The 20,523-nt window shown below is 45.5% G+C and carries 18 protein-coding genes and 1 riboswitch; of the genes, 14 read left to right on the top strand and 4 right to left on the bottom strand.

Going from position 1 to position 20,523, the window contains the following annotated elements; all coding sequences use genetic code 11:
* Nucleotides 1-20 precede the first annotated feature (20 nt).
* The 4 genes from MusilaSJ_RS01360 (at nucleotide 21) to MusilaSJ_RS01345 (ending at nucleotide 6,018) form a co-directional block, all read left to right on the top strand.
* A complete protein-coding gene (locus tag MusilaSJ_RS01360) occupies nucleotides 21-1,202 on the top strand; it encodes an endo-1,4-beta-xylanase (RefSeq protein WP_274988285.1) in 1,182 nt (393 codons plus the stop codon).
* A 10-nt stretch (nucleotides 1,203-1,212) separates the two neighbouring features.
* Entirely contained in the window at nucleotides 1,213-2,787 is a 1,575-nt protein-coding gene (locus MusilaSJ_RS01355) for a glycoside hydrolase family 43 protein (protein WP_274988284.1), read from the top strand.
* A 54-nt stretch (nucleotides 2,788-2,841) separates the two neighbouring features.
* Nucleotides 2,842-4,941, top strand: a complete 2,100-nt coding sequence (locus MusilaSJ_RS01350) for an alpha-L-arabinofuranosidase family protein (protein WP_274988283.1) — start codon at nucleotides 2,842-2,844, stop codon at nucleotides 4,939-4,941.
* 420 nt (nucleotides 4,942-5,361) lie between these two features.
* Nucleotides 5,362-6,018 carry a hypothetical protein gene (locus tag MusilaSJ_RS01345; protein ID WP_274988282.1) on the top strand — a complete coding sequence of 219 codons (657 nt, stop codon included), beginning with the start codon at nucleotides 5,362-5,364 and terminating at the stop codon, nucleotides 6,016-6,018.
* 147 nt (nucleotides 6,019-6,165) lie between these two features.
* Here MusilaSJ_RS01345 and MusilaSJ_RS01340 read toward each other — a convergent pair whose 3' ends face one another.
* The 3 genes from MusilaSJ_RS01340 to MusilaSJ_RS01330 all read right to left on the bottom strand — a co-directional run bounded on the left by MusilaSJ_RS01340 (nucleotide 6,166) and on the right by MusilaSJ_RS01330 (nucleotide 9,539).
* A complete protein-coding gene (locus MusilaSJ_RS01340; RefSeq protein WP_274988281.1) occupies nucleotides 6,166-6,816 on the bottom strand; it encodes a hypothetical protein in 651 nt (216 codons plus the stop codon).
* Between the two features lie 210 nt (nucleotides 6,817-7,026).
* A complete protein-coding gene (locus tag MusilaSJ_RS01335; protein ID WP_274988280.1) occupies nucleotides 7,027-8,118 on the bottom strand; it encodes a reverse transcriptase domain-containing protein in 1,092 nt (363 codons plus the stop codon).
* A gap of 161 nt (nucleotides 8,119-8,279) precedes the next feature.
* On the bottom strand, nucleotides 8,280-9,539 hold the full coding sequence (locus MusilaSJ_RS01330) for a phosphoribosyltransferase-like protein (RefSeq protein WP_274988279.1): 1,260 nt from the start codon (nucleotides 9,537-9,539) through the stop codon (nucleotides 8,280-8,282).
* 463 nt (nucleotides 9,540-10,002) lie between these two features.
* Here MusilaSJ_RS01330 and MusilaSJ_RS01325 point away from each other — a divergent pair, with 463 nt between their 5' ends.
* The 4 genes from MusilaSJ_RS01325 (at nucleotide 10,003) to MusilaSJ_RS01310 (ending at nucleotide 13,679) form a co-directional block, all read left to right on the top strand.
* Entirely contained in the window at nucleotides 10,003-10,194 is a 192-nt protein-coding gene (locus MusilaSJ_RS01325) for a cold-shock protein (protein ID WP_090527544.1), read from the top strand.
* Between the two features lie 73 nt (nucleotides 10,195-10,267).
* The gene (locus tag MusilaSJ_RS01320; RefSeq protein ID WP_274988278.1) at nucleotides 10,268-10,720 is read left to right on the top strand and encodes a cold-shock protein; all 453 of its coding nucleotides are present in this window, start codon (nucleotides 10,268-10,270) and stop codon (nucleotides 10,718-10,720) included.
* Nucleotides 10,721-10,778: 58 nt separating this feature from the next.
* Complete coding sequence (locus MusilaSJ_RS01315; protein ID WP_274988277.1) at nucleotides 10,779-11,108, top strand: hypothetical protein; 330 nt, start codon at nucleotides 10,779-10,781, stop codon at nucleotides 11,106-11,108.
* Between the two features lie 165 nt (nucleotides 11,109-11,273).
* Nucleotides 11,274-13,679, top strand: coding sequence for an outer membrane beta-barrel protein (locus MusilaSJ_RS01310; protein ID WP_274988276.1), 2,406 nt, complete (start codon nucleotides 11,274-11,276; stop codon nucleotides 13,677-13,679).
* A gap of 230 nt (nucleotides 13,680-13,909) precedes the next feature.
* On the opposite strand, the gene MusilaSJ_RS01305 is transcribed toward MusilaSJ_RS01310, so the two are convergent.
* Nucleotides 13,910-14,839, bottom strand: coding sequence for a DedA family protein/thiosulfate sulfurtransferase GlpE (locus MusilaSJ_RS01305; protein WP_274988275.1), 930 nt, complete (start codon nucleotides 14,837-14,839; stop codon nucleotides 13,910-13,912).
* Nucleotides 14,840-15,126: 287 nt separating this feature from the next.
* A riboswitch (TPP riboswitch) is annotated at nucleotides 15,127-15,218 on the top strand.
* 65 nt (nucleotides 15,219-15,283) lie between these two features.
* Between MusilaSJ_RS01305 and thiS the strand changes: the two genes are divergently transcribed.
* From thiS to thiH, 6 genes are read left to right on the top strand one after another with little or no spacing between them, the layout of a single operon-like run.
* A complete protein-coding gene (thiS, locus tag MusilaSJ_RS01300) occupies nucleotides 15,284-15,487 on the top strand; it encodes a sulfur carrier protein ThiS (RefSeq protein ID WP_274988274.1) in 204 nt (67 codons plus the stop codon).
* A gap of 17 nt (nucleotides 15,488-15,504) precedes the next feature.
* A complete protein-coding gene (gene thiC / locus MusilaSJ_RS01295; RefSeq protein WP_274988273.1) occupies nucleotides 15,505-17,388 on the top strand; it encodes a phosphomethylpyrimidine synthase ThiC in 1,884 nt (627 codons plus the stop codon).
* Complete coding sequence (locus MusilaSJ_RS01290) at nucleotides 17,388-17,996, top strand: thiamine phosphate synthase (protein ID WP_274988272.1); 609 nt, start codon at nucleotides 17,388-17,390, stop codon at nucleotides 17,994-17,996. The genes thiC and MusilaSJ_RS01290 overlap by 1 nt, the downstream gene beginning before the upstream one ends.
* The gene (locus MusilaSJ_RS01285) at nucleotides 17,993-18,637 is read left to right on the top strand and encodes a thiamine phosphate synthase (RefSeq protein WP_274988271.1); all 645 of its coding nucleotides are present in this window, start codon (nucleotides 17,993-17,995) and stop codon (nucleotides 18,635-18,637) included. Before MusilaSJ_RS01290 ends, MusilaSJ_RS01285 begins: the two co-directional genes overlap by 4 nt.
* A 10-nt stretch (nucleotides 18,638-18,647) precedes the next feature.
* Nucleotides 18,648-19,415 carry a thiazole synthase gene (locus MusilaSJ_RS01280; protein ID WP_274988270.1) on the top strand — a complete coding sequence of 256 codons (768 nt, stop codon included), beginning with the start codon at nucleotides 18,648-18,650 and terminating at the stop codon, nucleotides 19,413-19,415.
* Nucleotides 19,408-20,520 (top strand): 2-iminoacetate synthase ThiH, encoded by a 1,113-nt coding sequence (thiH, locus tag MusilaSJ_RS01275; RefSeq protein WP_274988269.1) that lies wholly within the window; start codon nucleotides 19,408-19,410, stop codon nucleotides 20,518-20,520. Before MusilaSJ_RS01280 ends, thiH begins: the two co-directional genes overlap by 8 nt.
* Nucleotides 20,521-20,523: the final 3 nt, after the last annotated feature.

Here is a 20,523-nt window from a genome sequence, read left to right as displayed (position 1 = left end):
ACACCTGCAACTGATCCAACATGAAATTTAAAACGATTACAACATTAAAATTCCCGCTGTTACTAACTGGATTTGCCGCTCTGGTATCCTTTACGAACCGACAGGCCCTACACCATAACACAGATTATGGCCGGGCTACTGTCTCATCACATAAGGCTGATAAGGGATTGAAAGATTATTACCGAAAGTATTTTCCTATTGGTGTTGCAGTAAACGCGGCTGCACTTAGCGGACCTGAAGCAGAACTGATTGCAAAGGAGTTTAACAGTGTTACGCCGGAAAACGATATGAAAATGGGTCCCATTCATCCGCGCGAAAATAAATATAACTGGAAAAACGCCGACGCCATTGTAGCATTCGCGCAAGAGCACCACATGAAAATCAGGGGCCATAATTTGCTTTGGCATGCCCAGGCACCTGCGTGGATGTTTAAAGACAGCACGGGCAAACAGGTAAGTAAGGATGTGTTACTGAAGCGGCTTAAAGATCATATTACCACGGTAGTCAATCATTTTAAGGGTAAAATATACGCGTGGGACGTAGTTAACGAAGCCATTGATGATAAGCCCGATAACTACCTGCGTAACTCATTATGGTACCAGATCTGCGGCGAGGATTTTATTGCCAAAGCCTTTGAATACGCCCATGAAGCCGATCCAGAGGCCCAACTTTTTTACAACGATTACAATAGTGAAGTACCATCCAAAAGGGATAAGATTTGTAAATTGCTCAGGAACCTTAAAGATGCCGGTGTACCGGTAACCGGAGTAGGCCTGCAGGGCCACTGGAAATTAACTGACCCCAGTTTGCAACAAATAACTGAAGCTATGGATAGGTACGCAGCACTTGGATTAAAGCTGCAGGTTACGGAGCTGGATGTTACGGTACGTACCAGCCCGCCGCGTAAAGCAGGCGATCAAACGCTAACGGATTCCGTTTATACGGAAACTATGGCCGCTCAGCAAACCGAAAGGTATAAGGCCATTTTTGAAATCTTCAGGAAATACAAAAAGGTAATAACCGGGGTTACTTTTTGGAACGTATCAGACCGGCACAGCTGGCTTGATTTCCGCGGTGGCGGTATTGCCGGAGGCGCAGCTGCAAGTCAGGGCACAAGTCGCACAGCTATCAAGGCCTATCCTCTCCTGTTTGATGAAAAACTTCAGCGTAAAAAGGCATATTGGGCAGTGGTCAACTTTTAACCTAAAATGAATGAAAACAAAAAAAATCGCATTTCTTAAACTGGCATTTACCTGCCTGTTATGGCGACTGGCAATTATGCCATTAAACGCGCAGACAGCACAAAATCCTATCATATATGCAGACGTTCCGGATGTATCGATAATCAGGGTTGGCGATACTTATTATGCAAGCAGCACCACAATGCATCTTAATCCCGGGCTGCCAATCATGAAATCAAAAGATTTGGTGAACTGGCATATCGTGAGTTACGCGTATAATACGCTTGATGGTGGGGATGCCCTTAACCTGGCAAACGGAGCAAACGCATATGGCAGGGGCTCATGGGCAAGCAGCTTGCGTTATCATAACGGTACTTTTTACGTTTCCACATTTTCGGGCACTACCAACAAAACCTATATCTACAGCACAAAAAATATTGAAAAAGGCCCATGGAAAGAAATGTCCTTTAAACCGGCATTACATGACCACTCACTTTTTTTTGACGATGACGGCAAAGTTTATATGATTTACGGGAGCGGCAAGATCATGCTGGCCGAACTGAATGATGACCTGTCTGGCGTCAATCCTGATAAAAAACCGCAAATCCTGATCGAGAATGCAAGCGCTGCTGCCGGTCCAAATATTGGTTTGCCTGCCGAAGGCTCACAGCTATTCAAAATTAAGGGGAAATATTACCTTTTCAATATCAGCTGGCCTAAAGGGGGTATGCGTACCGTTTTAATCCACCGGGCCGACAAGTTGACCGGTCCTTATGAAGGCCAGGTAGGGCTCCAGGATAAAGGCGTGGCCCAGGGCGGGCTTATCAATACCCCGAAAGGCGATTGGTATGCCTATTTATTTCGTGATTTTGGCGCCGTTGGCCGGGTGCCGTACCTGGTACCGGTTACCTGGACAGATGGATGGCCTGTATTGGGTGTTGATCACAAAGCACCAGATACGCTCAATTTACCTGCAAATAAAAGCCTGATCCCGGGTGTTGTATCCCCGGATGAATTTAGCCGTAAAAACGGGGAACCCATACTGCCTTTGGTATGGCAATGGAACCACAATCCTGATGATCAGTTATGGTCGTTAAAAAAGCGGCCCGGCTACCTGAGATTGACCACCGGGCGACTGGACAGCACAGTACTATCGGCACGTAACACCTTAACGCAGCGCACTATTGGCCCCCAATGTTCAGGAATAACTTTAATTGATGTTTCCAACATGAAGGATGGAGACTTTGCAGGTTTGGTTTTACTGCAACGAAAGTATGGCTTCGTTGGTGTAAAATCAGATCATGGCTCCAAACAAGTAGTTATGATCAACGCGCAATCCGGGTCAGCGATTGAAGCGGCCAGCATACCTTTAAAGCAAACAACCATTTACCTTAAAGCAAGCTGCGATTTTAATAACCGGGCAGATAAAGCCTACTTTTTTTATAGCCTCGACGGGCGCAAATGGGAACCTATTGGCACACCGCTGCAAATGGTTTATACGCTCCCCCATTTTATGGGATATCGCTTTGGCCTGTTTAACTATGCAACCAGGCAATCGGGCGGTTATGTTGATTTTGATTTTTTCCACATCAGCAATGCACAATAAAACAACTATGCATCAGCCCGATCATTATTTCAAAATAATTAAGGAATACCAACAATGACAAAAAAGCTACTATTCTTAACCACGTTATGCTTAAGTGCATTCGGTGGTTTACAAGCGCAAACCCGCCTCAACCTGGATCTTACCAAAGGTGTGAACGTAAGCCCGAAGCTTTACGGGCTCATGACCGAGGAGATCAATCATTCATATGACGGAGGTTTATATGCTGAACTGATCCGTAACCGGGTTTTTAAGGATAACCCAACTCAGCCCGATGGTTGGAGCGTTGTTCAGGATGGCGATAGCAAGGCATCGATACAACTGATTGGTGCCGATCCGGCTAACGTCCCTTTTGATCAGGGGCGCAATGCTATTAACGCGGCACTTACAACCTGCCTTAAGCTGACGGTTAGCCAGGCAAACGGTAACCGCGCGGGTATTGCCAACAATGGCTTTTGGGGTATTCCGGTTACACCGTCAACTACTTATCGCTGCTCCTTTTATATCAAAACCGGCACTGTCAATTTTCCGCGGGGTAACAGGCCTGATGCTACGCCGCCTGCAACAGCAGTTACAGAAGATGGTCCCGGTATTATCAACATTAGTTTGGAAAGCACCGATGGCAAAACAATTTACGCAAGGGGCACAATCAACCTCGAAAAAAGCACGTACTGGAAAAAGCATGAGTTAACCATCACAACTGCTGCAAATATCAAACCTACTGCCGACGCGCGTTTTGTTATTTCATCTAACCGGACAGGCACTTACTATTTCAACCTCGTTTCCTTATTTCCCCCCACGTATAAAAACAGGCCGAATGGCAATCGCATTGATTTAATGCAGATGATGGCCGATATGAAACCTACTTTTCTTCGCTTTCCGGGAGGCAACTTTTTAGAGGGGCCATACCTGGGAGATGCCTTCCCATGGAAAACGACCTTAGGCCCGCTAGAACAGCGCCCCGGCCATACAGGCAGTTGGGGCTACCGTGCAAGCGACGGCATGGGCCTATTGGAATTTTTAGAATGGTGTGAAGATTTAAAAATGGAACCGCTTTTAGCAGTTTTTGCCGGTTACTCGTTACGTGGTGACCACATAGATGCGGGGCCTTTATTGGAGCCATATGTTAAAGACGCGCTGGATGAAATTGAATATTGTATCGGCGATACCAAAACTTACTGGGGTGCAAAACGGGCTGCCGACGGTCATCCCGCCCCTTTTAAACTCACAGATATAGAGATAGGCAATGAGGACTGGTTCGACAGGTCGCATAGCTACGATGGGCGCTTTAAACAATTTCAGGCTGCTATAAAAGCTAAATATCCCCAGTTACGCTGTATCTCAACCATTGAAAGTTATAAGCCCGACAAGGTAACCAGTGTTAAACCCGAAATGGTTGACGAGCATTATTACCAATCGGCCTGGCAGATGGAAGAAGACGCGGCGAAGTACGATAGCTATGACCGTGCAACCAGCCCTAAAATATTTGTAGGCGAATGGGCCACCCGCGAAGGCGCGCCTACCACTAACCTGAATGCAGCCCTCGGAGATGCTGCCTGGATGACCGGAATGGAACGCAACAGCGACCTGGTAGAGCGGTCATGCTATGCACCATTATTTGTGAACGTAAACCAGGCGGGCAATGGCCAGCCTAAAGCATGGCAATGGGACTCTGATCTGATTGGTTATACAGCCCTTAAAAGTTATGGCTCACCATCTTATTATGTACAAAAGATGTTCGGCAGCTACCTTGGTACCAAGGTGGTGCCAATAACAGCCGAAAATGCCCCCTTACGCAAACCGGCAGTTAAAGACACCGCCGGCATAAGCCATTGGCCGGCAAACGCGCGGCGCCCTAAGGCCGAGCGTCCGGCGTTATTTTTTGTTTGTACCCAGGATGCTAAAAACGTGTATCTGAAGGTGGTAAATACCGACGATATGGCCCGGGAAATCGACATCAGCCTAAAAGGCGGAGATGTGGCTGCAAATGGCACCCTGGTAGTACTAAAGGGCGATAAACCGGAAGATACCAATACAATTGACGAGCCGACGAAAATCGTCCCGGTTACGTCGACCATAACCGGGCTTGGCCGGTCATTCAAACACACCTTTCAGCCTTACTCTGTCAACGTCATCAGGCTGTCGAAGCGCAAATAGGTCATCGCGCTGAAGTTTAAATTTCAATATCTTATCAAATACAAAAAGCCGGCCTCCCGGCTTTTTGTATTTAATTTAAGGTTTCGGGCGAATGGGTATGCCCTCTTCAGCCGGCCTGAACCAATCGTTAATTTGCCCCGCGATGGCATAGGGGAGAGTTTACCTTGTATATCCATTGCATCAGAGGGGGGTTAACAGGGTTAACACAATTTCAAAAATCATCTTACAAACAACTGATAATCAATTAAATAAAATCAATCGGGGTTACACTATTTTTCAACCAGGAAGTGACCTTACCGCTAATACACTGACAATCAAAGTCATACACAAAACCACAGGGTTAACACTGCATTTTTTACTAAAAACATTAGCATTTTTATAATAAATTTCCGATCTTTATTTAAAAGATTGCCAAACCTGATGGAACCTGAAAATACCTTATCAAATTTAACGCCTTCAAGAGAGAAGCTCGACCGTGTATTGGGCCTGCAGAGGATCACCTTAGCAGATATTGAAGATTTGAACGATGCTGAACGCAATTACATTGCCGAATTTAGTACCGAAATGCTGCACCGCTTAACGGATGAAGACCGGGACAAGTTTATAGATAAAATAGCGGAGATCATGCTGCCATGCACCAATGAGCAGATCTGGGAACAAAACCATTTATTGATTGGCCGGGCCATCGAAAAGCTGATTGCCCAAAATGGCTCCATGCCCCCTAAATTTGTAATAGCGCGGGAGTGCGGACTGAGCCGGCAAACTGTTGCCAAACACCTTACAGGCTATAAAACATATCCGCAATACCTTGCCGAAATGGAGCAGTTTAAATATATGGTCCCTAAAATACTGGCCAAGGTTTGTAAACTTGCCTGCAACGGCGATGTAAAGGCCGCCCGGCTTTATTTTGAAACGGTTGGCGCTATAAATAAACGCCGGCCCAACACCGTTATCAACGAGCAAAATAACTACCTGCAAATAAACAATACCATATTAAGTCAGGAAAACCTGAAACAGTTGAGTAAGGAACAGCTGAATCAAATTGAGTTGATTGTTAATGGGATTGGGGGGAAGTGAGGTTTGGAGTTGATTCTTAGGTTGATGCGATTGTGATGTATAGAGTTGCTTGATATGCTTGGAGTATTTGTGAATTATATAGCTAAAAAAATGGTGAGTAACCAGCCCGTAACATCCAGCGCTGCATACCTGCACCGATCAGAGGTATTAAACACCGTTACTAATATCAGTACTCAGCATTGTATCATCTCTAAGTTCTTGGTAATAAATAAAATCGCACAAGTTTTCCAATGACTGCGAGATGATTTCAAAACGTTTTACAAAATTCTCTAAGTCGATTTCTACATTGCCAATCAGATCGACGTAAAAATGATTATCGTATTTGGTATCGAAAGGGTAACGAGAAAAGTCCATTCTATCCTTTTGGTCGGTAGCTTCGATTTTTGCGAACAGTTCACCAATATAATTCTCCAACTCAGCGGTGGCCTCCGCAAAATCTTTCGGGCTTATTTTTCCTTTATAGGCTTTGATTTTTGCCTTGACTGTTTGGTAAATCTGCCGGATATTGTGGCTACCTTCGATTTTAGTACCGTTGTTTAGGATAAGGTTAAGCATCCAGGTCATGGCTTTCAGGTAAAGCTCGATACCATGATTGGCATTGGTGAGTATCGGAAATATCAGTATATCGGCACTTTTATGGTCGTTATAAATAAGATTAAGTTTGGCAAGCCTGATAGCGGAATTAAGAAATCCCTCGGCCATATTCGTCATATTGAGTATAGCGTCATCCGAACTGATTCGCCAATTTAAAAAAGCGATTTTTTCTATATCTTCGTTTCTTGAAAAAATGGGTTGCATTTGGCGTTTACTCCTATTATTAATGTCCATTATTACTTATTTGCTATTTCAATCAGGTGTCGTTTAAGGCTAGCTACAAATTAAGTAATTTCCAAACATGGAATTTAGGTAAATCTATATCCCATTAAATTTCATTTAATTAAAATTATTTGAGAAGTCACGAGTACTCTGCCCACAACATCCTGCGCTGCATACTCGCGCCAGTTATGATTAGCTGGGCCAGTCTATTTTCAAAAACTCAGTCATTAATTTTTGTGCTGCCGCAACTTCGACAGACCTTACAAAATAGATCTTACCTAGTAACCATTCTTTATAAAGGCCCTTGTTCTCCATTTTTAAGAACTTTAAATGCTCATCCACACCAAAGGTCAGGCAGCAATAGATATGTTTTGCAATTTCTTTCTTAAATTTTCGGTGCACGTGAACACCGTCGCTGACTGTCAGGCTGGTAACCAATTGTTTCCGTCCTTTTTTATGAAGACCGCCTTTATTGTAATTGATCAAAAATCCCTCTTCCCTGATCACTTTGGTAAGCAGTCTTATTGACGGCAACCGACCAACCTCCCCCGAAAAGGTGATGTCGTCGGCATACCTTGAATAACTCAACTGGTTCTTTTCCGCGAACTTCGCAAGTCTCAGGTCTAATTTTCTTAAAATGATATTTGAAATGACTGGGCTTGTGGCTGCCCCCTGTGGTAACACTGCCGTATGCTCTTGAACAATGCCCCGGTATTGTTCAAGTTCACCCGGCTTGAAGTGAAGATAATAGGATTGAGGCAAAACCACCGTGACAAGCCGGGCAAGGTCCCAGGCGAGGTTCTTCGCGTAACCCAGTGATCTGAAGATACCTGAAACTCTTTTTTCGGTAACTGCATCAAAAAACTTAAAAAGATCAATGTTTAATAGTGCCGATTTCCCGGTATGTACCTGCGCATTATGCAGAATGGAGCGTTCTTTTACAAATCCGAATGCGGCACGACTGACCGGGACCTTTGCCAGAATCTCGGAATGAATAAACTGCTGAACGAATCTTAAGTTCGCGTGGGGAACCACAATGGCCCGCGTACCACCGCTCTTCTTTTTGATCTCGTAAAACTTATACAACTCATTCCGATGTTCAATAAGGTATCTTAGCTGGTCATAATCAAGGTCAAGATACGCGGCCAGGTGGTGAGGTGAAAAGATCACCGGAAGTCCCTGTCCGATCAGGTTACGGGCATAATGCGTTGTTTCTTTTATGAAGTCTGCCCCCCGCCCCAGCTCCTGGGACCTGTAAATGAACTCTTCTAAATCAAATGACATAACTGGTTACTCTTTCCTGAATACAGGATCACGAATTAGTGATCCTTGTGCAACAGCGGGTTGACCGTGCGGCTGCCATGTTGTACAAGGATTAATGTAAAGTAGCTTTATTATTAGCCTTGCTCAAGAAGCAAGTTAACTCTTGCGAGTACGCTAACCAGTTATGTCATTCCATTAAAATGTTTAGGTATATACATTTTAGATTGTGTAAAGGTATGTTTTTTCCTTTTTATCCTGGTGTTCTCTATTTTAATGTTCTTGGCTATTTGATCATAATATGATAATCCCCGGGATGTCAGTTCATCAGCCTTGTTAAAAATACCCCTTTCTCTGCCCGAGGCAATGATCTCATCTAGCTCGTTTGCGCTGATCCCCAAAACCTGGAAGATCCGTTGATGTCCGCTATTTTGTTTCTTTAACCGAATTACCGCGATCAGGCCAAAATTGACTTTATTGGTATATAAGGAATTGCCTGTTTGTTCCTTATTTAGAATATTCAATTGATAGGCCAGATTAAGCCAATAGTAATTGTCCTGCTGAAAATCTTTGATCTCTGATATTTTTCCTTGCCCCGACCTCGGGTATAGCGGGAACCATTTGCCTTTAGATGACCAAATGATCGGTAAGGTATTATTTGGAACTGCATGCGCAAAAATAATCAGGGATTGCGAGTTGTCATATCCCAAAGGATGCGGCACATCAGCTTTTTTATCATAATCGTGCAGTATAAACAAGGGTTTTCCGTACTCATAACAAAATTCCCGTATCGGTAACATTCTCGGTCTGTAACCGAAAACAGAACCGGGCGTAATGAAGGCCTTATTATAGCCTGTTCCTATGATCTGGATACCGTCAATATTTTTTTCCAGCAAAGCAATGCTCTCTATCATATAAGCCACACATAAAGCATATATTCTCAGGGAAAACCCTTCTTTAATAAATTGATGTTTGATATTCACCCTGTAGAACGTGGATAAGGAACGCCCCGAACCGATAATATCATCCAGCAAGACCAAGATGTCTCCGTCCTTAATATGCTGTCTTTTTAACTTTACAACATGCTCCAAGATCTGGAAACGATTTTCATTCGCTTTAAAAACCGGTGTCTGGCGAAAGAAATACAACATCGTACTCCCGCTTTTGCCGAGCTTTCCAAATCCATGCACGTAAATCTTTTGGGTAGGATCGGTTTCAGCCAGCAACCTTTCAAGGTTCCGGTTATATTCGACTATTACATGATTATTGGAATAATACTTTAAGGCTTTTAATACCTCTAGTGCTTTATCCCATTCAGCTTTTTTAAAATTATTTAGCCAGTTGATCACCCGAAACACATCAATAGAATTTGCCAGCCGAATCCTGATATGCTCGATAGCAGTTGCCTGGTTATTTGAAATGATAAGTTCGGTTTCTTTATTCATGTCAGCGATGAATGGCTCTGATAGCTAATGTAGGTAAATTAAGTTATGGAAGCTGAATCTACTGAAAACTAAATGTACAATCTCCAACTGGCGCGGGTATGTGGCACCGACAAAGAACGTGGCATCCCCAAGCTGGCGCGAGTATGCAGCCCCCGCTGCCGCAAGCGTCCACGCTTGTGGCCCGTGTTCAGGTAAATAAAGTTTTATTTAAACCAATTTTCTGGGTTGCAGAGATCACAACACAAGATGCAGAGCAAAACGACCAGCATGCCGGCTATGCACACCATTTATCAAAATGCACAACAAGGTTTTTTAAAAATCGAAGATACCCCGAAAACACCCTTTAAACAGCGCTCCGGGCCCTTTTTCGCAGTAATCAATTAAATAAATGTTAAATAATTTTACAAAAAGTAAAATACACCAATAATTATAGTTATATTGCACACTTATTAATAACAATATAATGCAACAAGGAACAGTAAAATTTTTTAATGAAGCCAAAGGTTTCGGATTTATCACACCTAATAATGGTGGCAGCGAAATCTTCGTTCATTCAACAGGCCTGATTGACAATGTTCGTGAGAACAGCGCCGTTAGTTATGACGTTGAAGAAGGCCGTAAAGGTCCGAATGCAGTAAATGTAAAAATAGCTTAATACACTATATCATCATTTTAAAAGCATCCTCCCATCCCGGGGGGATGCTTTTTTGTTACACTTAATCAAAAACATGGGTAGATCCACCGAAACATTTAACAAGAAAGAGCGCGAAAAGAAAAAGCTCAAAAAACAACAGGACAAAAAAGAAAAAGCCGAAGATCGCAAAGCCAACGCTGTTAAAGGACAGGGGTTTGAAGATATGCTGGCCTATGTTGACGCAAACGGCAACATTACCTCCGTGCCCCAGGACCCCGGTAACCGGAAAAAGGTATTGGCGCAGGACATCCGCATTGGTACCCCCAAACAGGAGGAAGTTGAAGTAGAAATTGTAAGAAAAGGCACAGTAACATTCTTTAATGAATCTAAAGGGTTCGGTTTCATCAAAGATCTGCAAACCCAGGAAAGCATTTTTGTTCATGTCAACGCGGCTTCTTTTGCCATCAAAGAAAATGACAAAGTTACCTTTGAAATAGAACAGGGGCAAAAAGGGCCTACCGCTGTCAAAGTCGTTAAAGCCAACTAAGGCTTAATTAACCATTGCAACAATAAATAACATAAATACTCATACAATAAATATCAGAATGACCGATGAACAAACAGCACACTACAAAGCCAGCGAATATATTTATGACCTGGGTAACACCGCTTTGGAGAATGGTTTTAAACCCGACGAGCATTGGGAGGTACAAATGGCTACCGCCGCTGAGAAAAAAGCTTTTGAGAAACAGTACTACTATCCTACAGTAGCGACAAGCGTACTGCCCGAACTGTTAAAAGCGACTTTTGCCCTGGTAAAAACGCAATTGAACCAGGTGATGAAGGCACAAACAGTGATATCGTCGGATCGTTTCGCCCCCGAGCCGGTGTACGAATACCTGGTTGCTTTTAATTTAAACCGCGTAAGGCGTTAACGCTGATAGCTTCCCAAACTGGCGCGGGTATGCAGGGTTGGGATGCGATGCGGTATACACGTGACTTTCAAAGTAAAAAAGTGATTTTCACCCATATTTTCGCACCTTAAATTGCAAACATCTACCTCAGCCTGATTATCTTACGGGATTATTTGAATTGACTGAATGACCCGTACACTTTTACTCTTTCTACTGGCCCTGTTACCCCTGGGCGGCTTTGCGCAGCAGTTTACGCTGATAGTTGTTAAAGAAAATGCCCAGCCCGCCGATGGCGCCACCATTAAACTGATCCAGGCTAATAAGCAGGTCAGCGTGATCGTAACTAACGCCCGCGGCCAGGCCAGGTTTCAGAACATTACGCAGGGAGCATTCAGCTTCTCGGTAACTTATACGGGATATCAGCCCCTAACCACCCGCAGCTATACCATTGCGGAGAATATAAAGCAGGATACCATCCGCATACAAGCCCTGAGTACTGTACTAAAAGAGGTGAACATCACTGCCAAAACGCCGCCGGTAGAGGTGAAGCAGGGAAAGGTGATCGTAAACGTGGAAGCCTCGGTAACCAATGTGGGGGCTACGGTACTGGAGGTATTGGAGAAGTCGCCGGGGGTAATAGTCGACCGTAATGGCGGCATTTCTTTACAAGGCAAGCCCGGGGTGCTGGTGATGATAGATGGCAAACCTACTTACCTCTCTGGCGCCGATCTCAACAACCTGCTCAGCAGCATGAGCTCCACCCAGGTAGCACAAATTGAGCTGATTGCCAACCCTACGGCCAGGTATGATGCCAGCGGCAATGCGGGGATCATCAACATAAAAACCAAAAAGAACCGGCAAAAGGGTTTCAACGGGTCGGTTACGGCCACGGCGGCGCAGGGTGTTTACTTCAAAACCAATAACACGCTCACGCTCAATTACCGCGCCGGGCGGGTCAGCACTTTCTTTAATTACAATATCAGCCGGCAGAAGTATCTTACCAACCTGTACGCGCTGCGTAAATACACCGGCGCCGACGGGGCCACCACCGCGACGCTGGATCAGCCCTCGCACTTCACCGGCACACTGCTCAACAATACGGCCAAAGCGGGGCTGGACTATGAAGCTTCGCCTAAAACAACGGTTGGCATTGTGCTTGGCGGAACCATGATCCACCGCGAGGGTAACAATACGGCTTCGGCGCGCTGGCTCAACTCCAGTGGCGCGGCAGATTCGGTCATTGCTACCGATAACGCCAACAACAGCCGGTTTAAAAATGGCCAGGTGAGCCTGAGCCTCCGCCATGCCATCAGCAAAACCCAGGACATCAGCGCTGATGCCGACTGGCTGCACTACAACATTACCAGCGACCAAAATTTCAACAACCGCCTGCAAACCACCGGCGGTTATAACGAGTCTACACGCGCCAACATCCCCACCGGCATCAACATATTCACTGGCAAAGCCGACTATACGCTTAAAACCGACAGCGATGGCCAATTTCAGGCGGGCTGGAAATCGGCACACAGCAGTACCGATAACTCTGCCGGTTATCAAAACCTCAATGCGGGCCAATGGACAGACGACCTGACCCGCAGCAACCATTTCCTTTACAGCGAGAACATTCACGCGGTTTACACGCAATGGGAGCGCAAGCATAAGGCCATTTCCTACCAGTTAGGTTTGCGTTATGAGCATACCGATTATCATGCCCATCAACTGGGTAATGTGCTGCAAAAAGATTCGGCCTTTTCACGCAACTATGGCAGCTTCTTTCCCAGCGGCTATTTCAGTTACCAGGCCGATACTGCCAATAGCTTTACTTTAACGGTAAGCCGCCGCATTGACCGCCCGGTTTACCAAACGCTTAACCCATTTTATTTTATCATTAACAAGTACACTTATCAAACGGGCAACCCTTATATTTTACCCCAATACAGCTGGAACCTGGAGCTGAGCCATCAATACAAAAACCTGCTCACCACCACCCTATCTTACAGTAATATCAACAACTATTTTTCGCAGATCTTTTTAAGCGACCCTACCCTTGCGGGCATTTTGCTGTATACACAGGGCAACGTGGGGCGCACGTATATCATCGGCGTATCCGAAACTATCACGGCCTCTCCCACCAACTGGTGGACACTTACAGCACAGGCACTGTACAATTACAAAAAACTGAGCGGTTTTAACGGCAATCATTACACATCAGATATTAACCAGCTTAACCTCAACGCCAGCAACCAGTTCACGATGGGCAAACGTTTTACGGGCGAGCTATCGGGCTTTTACACCACCCGCGCCCGCAACGATGTGCAGGAACGGCTATACCCTACCGGGCAACTATCGGCAGGGCTGGGCATGTCGGTACTTAAAAAGAAGGCCACCCTGAAGTTGAGCATGCGCGATATATTCTATACCAATGCCATGGAAGGCTTAACGCAGTTCCCCAACGCTACCGAATATTTTAAAATTAAGCGCGATAGCCGCGTAGTGGTGCTTGCGTTCACCTATCGTTTCGGCAAAACCTTCAAAACGGCCAAGCGCGACAACGGTGCTGCAGATGAGATGCAGCGTGTAGGGAATGGGTAAAAGAGGTCTGTATGTACAATAAAATGTCATTTCGAACTCTTGAAGGGTGGGAAAATAGCGGGGTAAGAGTGAGAAATCTTATACTATATGCAAAATTTACGCGACGAAAAGCAAGGCGTAGAAGATTTCTCCTCACCTGCCGACACACAAATCCCCCTACGGTTTGTTCGAAATGACATCGTTTTTTAATTAATAATAAGGTCATTAAAGATGTGTACCACTCAGTGGCTTTAAAGAAATGTAACCTGCTGGCCTGATTCGGCCCACGCATCAATCCCTCCCACTAAGGGCCGGATGCGCTTCAGGCCAACTTTACGCAATTTCTCTGCATATCTTGCAGCGGTTATTTCATTCGGGCACGAACAATAAATAACAATCTCCTTATGCCCGGCATATCGGTCGGCAATATCATTAAAACTGTTTTCGTCTATGGGGACTGAGCCCGGTATAAATCCATTTCTTGTGCGCTGATCTATCGGACGCGCATCAAGTATCACAGGGTTCGATTCTCCGTCAATCAGTTCTATCAAATCATTCACAGTTAACCTATCCGTTTCAAACTGCCTGATGAGGTGATACCGCCGAAGCCATTTGAACAAAAGGTATAAACCGAACAGCATGACGACAAATAAACTACCCATTGTGCCATAATGACTTAATGCGGCGATCAAACCACTAACCTGGTGCCGAAAAACTGCACCAAGGGTCACTGCCGCGCCGAGATAGATAAGTGCTGCGATAGATGAAAAAAACACAAATAATGTCACCCGCATTGCATAAACTCCGGCAACAACAGGTGCCAGTGTTGATAGCCCCGGAATAAATTTCACAATGGTTAACGCAGGGGCGCCGTAGCGTTCAAAAATATCGCCGGTGCTGCGAACACAGGTATCCGGTGACATAGAAATTTTACATAATTTCCCAAGGATCCCCGTTCCGTATCTCTTCCCGGCAAAATATAATATGAGGTCGCCTGCTAAGGTACCCAGTGATCCGGTTAAAATGAGTATGATGATATTAGCTTCGGTTGCAGGTGTTACAGCGGTAGTAACAATCAATACTGCAAATGCAGGCAGCGGCAATCCAACACTCTGTAAAAGAGTGATCAAAAATACCAGCCAGAGCCCATAGGTTTGTATTAAATCAACTAATGTGTTCATACTTCAGTTGCAGCTAAGATAAGACACTTATTTTTATTGACCGGCCCGATTTTGCCGATTAACAATTATTTGACATCAGGTTGAGAGTAGTTTATTATTTTATGGATCTTGGGTTAAGCTGACGATAATTTGCCTGGTGCTTTCAAATTATTTTCGCCAGTATTAACACAATTCAATCACTTGATCTTCAATACACTTACACGTTAAAACAAACTACCATCAGTAGTAAGCAGACAGTCTTAACATAAAATTGATTTGGATTAATCAATTTTATTCCTTTAGCTTTACTGCAACTTTAGGGGTGTCCTGACGGACTGAGATAATACCCTTTGAACCTGATCCAGGTAATGCTGGCGAAGGGAAAAGTGACGATAACACTATTGGTGTTGTTTTTTCTTTCCTAATACGGGGACATTCCTACAGTTGAAATTTTAATGCAACGTAATGGAAGTAACCGTTAATCAACAAAATTTTATTGTGCCTGATAACTGCAACGTGCAGGCTTTGCTCGCTGATGTCTTGCAGCACCCTGACCGGGGGCTGGCCATTGCCATCAACGAAGCCATTGTTCCCAAAACCCAATGGGAAAACCACAAGCTCAATCAGGGCGATAAGGTCATCATTATTAAAGCCACCCAGGGAGGATAAACACCCAATAGCCTTTTATGAAAACAGAAAAAACACCTACAGCACAAGCCATCACGCAAACACCGTTTCCGGCGTCGCGTAAGATTTACGTTAAAGGACAATTGCACGACATTGACGTGGCCATGCGCGAAATAAGCCTGAGTGACACCAAACTACATGGCCGTTTTGGCGAAACCGAGCCCAACGCCCCGGTAACTGTTTACGATACCAGCGGCCCTTATACCGATCCCAACATAGCCATCGATGTTAAAAAAGGTTTACCCCGCCTGCGCGAAAAATGGATCACTTCGCGTGGTGATGTTGAGTTGCTGGATAGCATATCATCAGCATATGGCCGCGAACGTTTAAACAGTAAAGAGCTTGATCATTTAAGGTTTGGCTATCACAGCAAACCTTTCCGCGCCAAAGCAGGCATGAATGTATCGCAACTGCATTACGCCAAAAAGGGCATCGTTACACCCGAAATGGAGTACATCGCCATACGCGAAAACCAACGCATCGATCTGCTGAAAGAACAGTTGAACGGGCAATATGATGTAATGAGCCAACAGCACCAGGGCCATAGCTTTGGCGCCAATACGCCTAAAGGTTACATTACGCCCGAATTTGTACGACAAGAGGTAGCCGCCGGTCGGGCCGTTATCCCATCAAATATCAATCACCCCGAAAGTGAACCGATGATCATTGGCCGTAATTTTTTGGTTAAGATCAATGCCAATATTGGCAACTCAGCAGTTACCTCGAGTATTGAAGAAGAAGTAGAAAAAGCGGTTTGGGCGTGCCGCTGGGGCGCCGATACCATTATGGACCTGTCGACAGGTAAAAACATTCACGAAACCCGCGAATGGATCATCCGCAACACACCTGTACCCATAGGTACCGTGCCTATTTACCAGGCGCTCGAAAAAGTGAACGGCAAAGCCGAAGACCTTACCTGGGAACTGTTCAGGGATACGCTGATAGAACAGGCAGAGCAGGGTGTTGATTATTTCACTATCCATGCGGGCGTGTTATTGCGCTATGTGCCTTTAACGGCCAAACGTATTACCGGTATCGTATCGCGCGGTGGTTCAATCATGGCCAAATGGTGCCTGGCCCATCATAAAGAGAATTTCTTATATACGCACTTTGAAGAGATCTGCGAGATCATGAAAGCATATGATGTCGCCTTCTCGTTAGGCGATGGCTTGCGCCCCGGCTGCATTGCCGATGCCAACGATGCCGCGCAGTTTGGCGAGCTGGAAACCCTGGGCGAGCTGACCAAAATAGCCTGGAAGCACGATGTGCAAACCATTATTGAAGGCCCCGGCCACGTACCCATGCACCTCATCAAAGAGAACATGGAGAAACAATTAAAGCATTGTTCTGAAGCGCCTTTTTACACATTAGGGCCATTAACTACCGATATCGCTCCGGGTTATGATCACATTACTTCGGCCATTGGCGCTGCCATGATCGGTTGGTTCGGCACGGCTATGCTGTGCTATGTAACCCCTAAAGAACACCTGGGTTTGCCCAACAAAAAAGATGTTAAAGATGGCGTGATCACCTATAAGATAGCCGCCCACGCGGCCGACCTCGCCAAAGGTCATCCCGGTGCGCAGTACAGGGATAATGCGCTGAGCAAAGCACGGTTCGAGTTCAGGTGGGAAGATCAGTTTAACCTGTCGTTAGATCCGGATACGGCTAAAGAATTTCATGATGAAACCCTGCCTGCCGAAGGAGCCAAGATCGCGCACTTTTGCTCGATGTGCGGACCGAACTTCTGCTCGATGAAAATAACCCAGGATGTGCGCGACTTTGCCAAAGAGAACGGTGTTAACGAAGTCGACGCGCTAACCAGGGGCATGGAACAAAAATCGAAGGAGTTTGCCGAAAAAGGCAGCGAAATATACCTGTAATGGAATTGATCGTGATATCGGCCCCGGATACTGTGCCGGATGAAGCACAAATAATCAACCGCTTGTTCGGGGCCGGTTTACAGCGTTTCCACCTGCGCAAACCAGGTTGGGATCTCGATCAATGTACCAATCTGATTACTCGGATTGACCAGGCCTATCATCATGCGGTAGTTTGTCATCAGCATCATGGGCTGGCTAAAGTTTTTGAGATGCACTATTTACATTATCCCGAAAAGGATCGTATCAAAAGCGACCAACTGAAGTTAAACATTCAGCTTAAAGAGGGCTACCGGTTGAGTACTTCGATACATGATGTTAGCGACACATCTTCACTAAAACATTTTGAGTACACGTTTTTAAGCCCGGTGTTCAATAGCATATCCAAACCGGGTTATCAAAGCATGCTGCCTGCCGGTTTTTGTTTAGACAGTAATAAGTCCGGACCAAAAATAATAGCGCTTGGCGGCGTGGATGTATCTAATTTAACCCTACTAAAAAAGATGAATTTTGACGGAGCGGCGGTTTTAGGTGCTATCTGGCAAGATCCCAAGCAGGCTGTTTCCAATTTTATAAGCATTAAAAAACAAACCGAACAATTAAATCCATGATTGATAAACTGCATTATATCTCTCAACAGCCGCAAAACGGTACACATGCCGGCGCTATCAAAGCCGCTTTGGATGCCGGTTGTAAATGGGTACAGCTAAGGGTTAAAGATCAACCGGAAGATATCATTCTGCATTATGCCATCGAGGCCGTTAAACTTTGTGACGGATACGGCGCCAGATTAATAGTGAACGACCATCCTGAAATTGCAAAAAAGGCGGGTGCCCATGGGCTGCACCTGGGTTTACAGGATATGCCCATACAACAGGCCCGTCAGATTGTTGGCCCTGATATGATCATCGGTGGTACGGCCAATACATTTGCGCATGTAAAACAGCGCGTTGCCGAGGGCGCCGACTATATCGGCCTTGGCCCTTACCGTTTTACAACTACCAAACAAAAGCTGAGCCCTATTCTGGGGCTGGACGGTTATCGGGATATCATGGATCAGATGCGTCTTGCAAATATGAGTATCCCGGTAATCGCTATCGGCGGCATTGTGCCGGCCGATATACCGCTGATCATACAAAGCGGCGTATACGGTGCTGCGCTGTCCGGCGCAATCACCCACGCTACCAACGCCAGGCAAGTGGTTTCGGAATTATACCATCATTTAAATCAACCTTCGTTTAACGAAGCTTAAAATCAACACTATGTTAACCATCGCTGATAAAACTTTTCAGTCGCGCTTATTTACAGGCACCGGCAAATTTAACTCGCCTGTCATGATGGAGGAGGCTTTGCTGGCCTCAGGCTCTGAACTGGTAACCGTAGCCCTGAAGCGTGTTGATGTAAAAAACAACGACAACGACGATCTGTTGCTGCGTTTAAAATATCCGCATATTAACCTGCTGCCTAATACCTCAGGTGTACGGAACGCTAAGGAGGCTGTGTTTGCCGCCCAGCTTGCCCGCGAGGCGCTGGAAACCAACTGGATAAAGTTGGAGATCCATCCAGACCCCAAATACCTGATGCCAGACCCTATAGAAACCCTAAAAGCTACCGAAGAACTGGCGAAACTGGGTTTTACAGTATTGCCCTATATCCATGCCGACCCCGTATTATGCAAAAGGCTTGAAGAAGCCGGTACCGCGGCCGTGATGCCTTTAGGCTCGCCCATTGGTAGTAATAAAGGACTTAAAACCATCGATTTTTTAGAGATCATCATCAGCCAAAGCCGTGTACCCGTTATTGTTGATGCGGGTATAGGTGCTCCGTCTGATGCAGCCAAAGCGCTTGAGATAGGCGCCGACGCGGTACTGGTAAACACCGCCATCGCGGTATCAAGTAATCCTGTACAAATGGCCGAAGCATTTAAACTGGCCGTTGAAGCCGGCCGGATGGCTTTTGAAGCAAAACTGGCACAACCGGTATCACATGCTATGGCAAGTAGTCCACTAACTTCTTTTTTAGATGAGTAGTTTTAACGATATTTTTGAAACCTATAACTGGGATGATACCAAGGCCAGTATCTACGCCAAAACCAGCGCGGATGTTGAACGCGCCCTGGCCGCTGATAAACGAACATTGGAAGATTTTAAGGCCCTGGTATCACCTGCTGCAGCCCCCTACCTGGAGCAAATGGCGCAGATCAGCCAGCGCCTGACCCTGAAACGTTTTGGTAAGGTGCTGCAGATGTACGCGCCGCTTTATCTATCCAACGAATGCAGTAATATCTGTACTTATTGCGGCTTTAGTTACGACAACAAGGTAAAACGCAAAACGCTTTCGCCAATGGAAATTATGCAGGAAGTGGCCGTTATTAAAGAGATGGGCTACGAGCATGTATTACTGGTAACGGGCGAGGACAACGTGAATGTGCATGTTGATTATTTTAAAAAAGCGCTCGAATTGATCAGGCCTCATTTTGCCCATATCTCGATGGAGGTGCAACCGATGGACCTGGAAGACTATCAGCAGCTAACGCCTTATGGCCTTAACACCGTGCTGGTATACCAGGAAACTTATCATAAAGAGGATTACAAAAAACACCACCCCAAAGGCAAAAAATCAAACTTTAAATACAGGGTGGAAACGCCTGACAGGTTGGGCCAGGCCGGGATCCATAAAATGGGACTGGGCGTTTTAATTGGTTTGGAAGACTGGCGCACCGATTGTTTTTTCACCGCGATGCACCTTAACTACCTCGAAAAAAAATACTGGCAAACTAAATACAGCCTTTCGTTCCCGAGGTTGAGACCTTTTAGCGGCGGCCTTGAGCCAAAGGTGGAGATGAATGACCGCGAACTGGTACAACTGATCTGCGCTTATCGTTTGTTTAACGAGGAGGTTGAACTCTCGATATCCACCCGCGAATCTGCCAACTTCCGCAATAATATCATCAAGTTGGGTATTACCTCTATAAGCGCCGGTTCAAAAACCAATCCGGGCGGGTACACGGTAGAGCCTGAGTCGCTGGAGCAGTTCGAAATTTCCGACGAGCGCAGTCCTGCGGAAATCGCAGAGATAATTGCTAAACAGGGCTATGAAGCGGTTTGGAAAGATTGGGATAGCTGTTTAACCTAAGGA

It is taken from the genome of Mucilaginibacter sp. SJ, from assembly GCF_028993635.1.
In the GTDB taxonomy this organism is placed as follows: Bacteria; Bacteroidota; Bacteroidia; order Sphingobacteriales; family Sphingobacteriaceae; genus Mucilaginibacter.
Note: the sequence above shows the minus strand (reverse complement) of the source record. Positions and strands in the feature narration are given on the sequence as shown.

Excerpts from the sequence above, each read along its gene's own strand:
- MusilaSJ_RS01360 (WP_274988285.1), top strand. The coding sequence starts at position 21 with ATGAAATTTAAAACGATTACAACATTAAAATTCCCGCTGTTACTAACT.
- MusilaSJ_RS01355 (WP_274988284.1), top strand. The coding sequence starts at position 1,213 with ATGAAAACAAAAAAAATCGCATTTCTTAAACTGGCATTTACCTGCCTG.
- MusilaSJ_RS01350 (WP_274988283.1), top strand. The coding sequence starts at position 2,842 with ATGACAAAAAAGCTACTATTCTTAACCACGTTATGCTTAAGTGCATTC.
- MusilaSJ_RS01345 (WP_274988282.1), top strand. The coding sequence starts at position 5,362 with ATGGAACCTGAAAATACCTTATCAAATTTAACGCCTTCAAGAGAGAAG.
- MusilaSJ_RS01340 (WP_274988281.1), bottom strand. The coding sequence starts at position 6,816 with ATGCAACCCATTTTTTCAAGAAACGAAGATATAGAAAAAATCGCTTTT.
- MusilaSJ_RS01335 (WP_274988280.1), bottom strand. The coding sequence starts at position 8,118 with ATGTCATTTGATTTAGAAGAGTTCATTTACAGGTCCCAGGAGCTGGGG.
- MusilaSJ_RS01330 (WP_274988279.1), bottom strand. The coding sequence starts at position 9,539 with ATGAATAAAGAAACCGAACTTATCATTTCAAATAACCAGGCAACTGCT.
- MusilaSJ_RS01325 (WP_090527544.1), top strand. The coding sequence starts at position 10,003 with ATGCAACAAGGAACAGTAAAATTTTTTAATGAAGCCAAAGGTTTCGGA.
- MusilaSJ_RS01320 (WP_274988278.1), top strand. The coding sequence starts at position 10,268 with ATGGGTAGATCCACCGAAACATTTAACAAGAAAGAGCGCGAAAAGAAA.
- MusilaSJ_RS01315 (WP_274988277.1), top strand. The coding sequence starts at position 10,779 with ATGACCGATGAACAAACAGCACACTACAAAGCCAGCGAATATATTTAT.
- MusilaSJ_RS01310 (WP_274988276.1), top strand. The coding sequence starts at position 11,274 with ATGACCCGTACACTTTTACTCTTTCTACTGGCCCTGTTACCCCTGGGC.
- MusilaSJ_RS01305 (WP_274988275.1), bottom strand. The coding sequence starts at position 14,839 with ATGAACACATTAGTTGATTTAATACAAACCTATGGGCTCTGGCTGGTA.
- thiS (WP_274988274.1), top strand. The coding sequence starts at position 15,284 with ATGGAAGTAACCGTTAATCAACAAAATTTTATTGTGCCTGATAACTGC.
- thiC (WP_274988273.1), top strand. The coding sequence starts at position 15,505 with ATGAAAACAGAAAAAACACCTACAGCACAAGCCATCACGCAAACACCG.
- MusilaSJ_RS01290 (WP_274988272.1), top strand. The coding sequence starts at position 17,388 with ATGGAATTGATCGTGATATCGGCCCCGGATACTGTGCCGGATGAAGCA.
- MusilaSJ_RS01285 (WP_274988271.1), top strand. The coding sequence starts at position 17,993 with ATGATTGATAAACTGCATTATATCTCTCAACAGCCGCAAAACGGTACA.
- MusilaSJ_RS01280 (WP_274988270.1), top strand. The coding sequence starts at position 18,648 with ATGTTAACCATCGCTGATAAAACTTTTCAGTCGCGCTTATTTACAGGC.
- thiH (WP_274988269.1), top strand. The coding sequence starts at position 19,408 with ATGAGTAGTTTTAACGATATTTTTGAAACCTATAACTGGGATGATACC.